Below are 3,129 nucleotides of genomic sequence, written 5' to 3'. Positions count from 1 at the left end.
TTGATCGCGCTCGCCCGCCGGCTGGTCGACCTCGTCTGGGCCCTGGTCCGCGACAACCGCCGCTTCACCACCGAGGCACCGGCCCCGGCAGCCACAGCGGCTTGACACGGTCATTGAAACTCCTCGGCGGTCCGGTCAGACGGCGGTCGTGGCCGGGTCGAGTTCGGAGCCGAGGTCGGGCTCCGGCTCGGTCTCCGGCTCGGGCTCCGGGAGCGGCTCGGGCTCCGGTTCGGGATCGGGGGCGACCACGTCGGATCCGGTGTCGGTTCCGGTATCGAGGTCCCCGATCGTGACGTCGTCGTCGCTGACGCTGTTGTCGACAACGGTGTTCTCGACGCTGTTGTCCTGGATCGCGGTGACCACGTCGATCGAGTTGTCCACCGAGTTGTCGATCGCGACGATGTCGTCGTCGGAGTTGAACGAGTCATTGATGATCGTGGTGTCGATCGTGGTGTCGTTGTCCTCCACCGTGATGTCGCGGTCGTCGATGAACGTGCGCTGGTCGATGAACGTCGCCCCGACCTCGGCCGTCGGCGCGGCGGTGAAGTGGCGGGTCGTGTGGTGCAGCTCGTGGATCGGGTCGCTGCCGCCGGACGAGCCCGAGCCGGACACCGCTCCGGTGTCGGCGAGCTGCAGGCGGGCGTCGCGGATGTCGTCGGCGGTCACGTCCTGCAGCCCCGCCGCCGCGAGCGAGCCCTGCGGGTCCTGCTCGAACGCCGTACGGGCGTCCTCGTCACGCAGGAGGCTCAGCAGGTAGTCGATGATGTCCTGGTAGGTCATGGCGTGTCCCTCGGGCGGTCAGGGCCGGGCCCCGCCCGCGACCGCGGGCGGTCGGGGGCGGGGCCTGGCGGGTGACTTCTCGCGTGAGCCGTCTCGCTCAGACGTCCACGTCGTCGAGGTCGACCTCGGTCTCGTTGTCCTGCTCCTGGTCGGAGTCGTTGTCCTGGTCGGAGTCCTGGTCGAAGTCGAGGTCGGCGTCCTGGTCGACCTCGGCCTCGGCCTCCACCTCGACGTCCGCCCGGGCGTCGCCGCTGTCGCCACCGGAGGCGTCGGCGTCGCCGCCGCGGCCACCGTCGCCGCCGCGGCCGGAGCCGTCGGCGCTGCCGCTGCCGCCGAAGTTGATGAGGATGCCCTCGTCGTTGGCGTTGGTCACGTCACCGCTGCGGCCGCCGAAGCCGAGGCCGTCGCCGCCGGAGGCGTCGCCGCCCACCGCGAAGCCGCCGTCGCCGGCGTCGCCCGACGACACGTCGGTGTCGGTGTCGACCTTCTGGTCCTGCTCGGCGACCTGGGTGTTGTCCTGCGCGCCGAGCTGGTCGGACACGTTGGCCTGGTCGTTCTGCTGGGCCTGGGCGACCTGCTCGTCGATCTCCGTGCGGAGGTTGTCGATGAAGTCGCTCACGTTGAAGGCACTGGTCATGGGTTTCTCCCCTGCTGGTCGAGTCGGAGTGCCCGGCCGTCCTCGTCGCGAGTCGTCGCGTCGGTCGCTGTGCCGGACGAGAGCGACGTTAGGTCGGTGCGCGGCTCCCGCCATCCGGGTCACGCCCGGTTCCTGAGCACGACGCCCCGGGGCGGTCCCCGTCGTCAGAGCGGTGCGTGCCGGGATTCCCCCGGTACCGGGCCGCGGGGGTGAACCGGCCCCGGCCCCGGCCCGTGATCCCCGGTCAGCCCACATTCAGACGACGACTTCGGGAGGGCCCGGGATGGCCGGCTACCGGTTGGGGATCGACCTCGGCAGCACACGCACGACCCTGGCCGTCCACCGGCCCGGAAGGCCCGCGGAACCGGCGGGCGGGCCGGTCCCGACCATTGTCCACGCGGCCGCCGACGGCACCGTGGAGATCGGCGAGGCCGCGCGGGCGCGCGCGCTGACCCAGCCGGAGCGGGTCGTGACGGGCTTCGTCCGCCGCGTGGGCGACCCGACCCCGGTGCTGCTGGGCCGCGAGCCCGTCGCGGCGGGGACGCTGGTCGCGCGGTTCCTCACGCGGGTGGTCGAGCCCGTCGCCGGGCACGGCGAGCCGCCCGCGGGGATCGTGGTCGCCCGGCCGACCGACTGGGGGCCCCACCGCGTGGCCGCGCTGGACTCCGCCCTGGCGGGCGCGTTCGGCAGGCCGGTCGTGACCGTCGCCCAGGCCGTCGCCGCGGCGCACGGCCACGGCCGGTACGAGCCGGGTTCGCTCGTCGCCGTGCACGACCTGGGCGGATCGACGTGCAGCTCCGCCGTCGTGCGGATCCTGCCCGGTGGGGCCGAGCTCGTCGCCCCGCCGGAGGGCGCCGAGCGCTTCGGCGGCGACGACGTCGACGAGGCCGTGTTCGCCCACGTCCGCCTCGCCCTGGCCGAGGAGTGGGCCGGGCTGGACGGTGGGGACCCGGCGGTGCGGGCTGCGGTCGCACGGCTGCGTCGCGAGTGCACCGCCGCCAAGGAGCGGCTCTCCGCCGACACGGAGACGACCGTGCGCGTCCAGGTGCCCGGCCTGCCCGAACGCGAGGTGCGGATGGCGCGCGCGGAGCTGGAGGAGGCGATCCGCGGCCCGGTGGTGCAGACGGTCGACGCGCTGTCCCGCGCGCTGGAGTCCGCGGGCATCGCGGCCGGTGACCTGGCCGACGTGCTGCTCGTCGGGGGATCGGCACGGATCCCGCTGGTCACCGAGCTCGTGTCGGCGGGGCTCTCGCGGGCGGTGACCGTCGCGGCCGGCGGTGCCGTCGCGGTGGGCGCGGCGACCTGGGCACCCTCGGCCGCGCGGCCCGCGCCCGCGCGCCCGGGCGCAGCGGCGGCGGCCGGGACCGGGTGGGCGCCGAACGGTGGTCCCGGTGGTCCCGGTGGTCCGCGTGCTCCGGGTGCTCCGGGTGCTCCGGGTGGTCCTGCCGGTCCCGGCGAGCACCGCGGCGCAGGCGGCACGCAGCCGCTGGACCGGGTGCCCGCCGCGGCCGCGGACGTGGGCGAGCCCGGCCGGCCGCCCGGCCTGCGCCCCGGCAGCGGGGACCGGCCGCTCGCGGACGCGCTCGCCCGGCCGCCGAAGCAGGCCCGCGCGTTCCCGACGGAGGCGGCGCGCCCGTCCCGCGCGCCGCTCCTCGTCGGCCTCGCCCTGCTCGTGCTGACGGTGCTCGGCGGGCTCGTGATCATCGGTGCGA

The 3,129-nt window shown here is 75.2% G+C and carries 3 protein-coding genes; 1 reads left to right on the top strand and 2 read right to left on the bottom strand.

Annotation, left to right across the window (positions count from 1 at the left end; all coding sequences use genetic code 11):
- Window positions 1-135: 135 nt before the first annotated feature.
- Both AB7F12_RS31650 and AB7F12_RS31645 read right to left on the bottom strand, forming a co-directional pair.
- Entirely contained in the window at window positions 136-780 is a 645-nt protein-coding gene (locus AB7F12_RS31650) for an IniB N-terminal domain-containing protein (RefSeq protein ID WP_428518091.1), read from the bottom strand.
- A 97-nt stretch (window positions 781-877) separates the two neighbouring features.
- Window positions 878-1,417, bottom strand: coding sequence for a hypothetical protein (locus AB7F12_RS31645; RefSeq protein WP_428518089.1), 540 nt, complete (start codon window positions 1,415-1,417; stop codon window positions 878-880).
- A gap of 283 nt (window positions 1,418-1,700) precedes the next feature.
- Between AB7F12_RS31645 and AB7F12_RS31640 the strand changes: the two genes are divergently transcribed.
- Window positions 1,701-3,129 (top strand): Hsp70 family protein (locus AB7F12_RS31640; protein WP_428518087.1); only part of this gene is annotated, 1,429 nt, incomplete at its 3' end.

Origin of the sequence: Pseudonocardia sp., from assembly GCF_050250275.1 — a bacterium.
GTDB lineage: Bacteria > Actinomycetota > Actinomycetes > Mycobacteriales > Pseudonocardiaceae > Pseudonocardia.
This window is presented reverse-complemented; position numbering and strand designations above follow the sequence as displayed.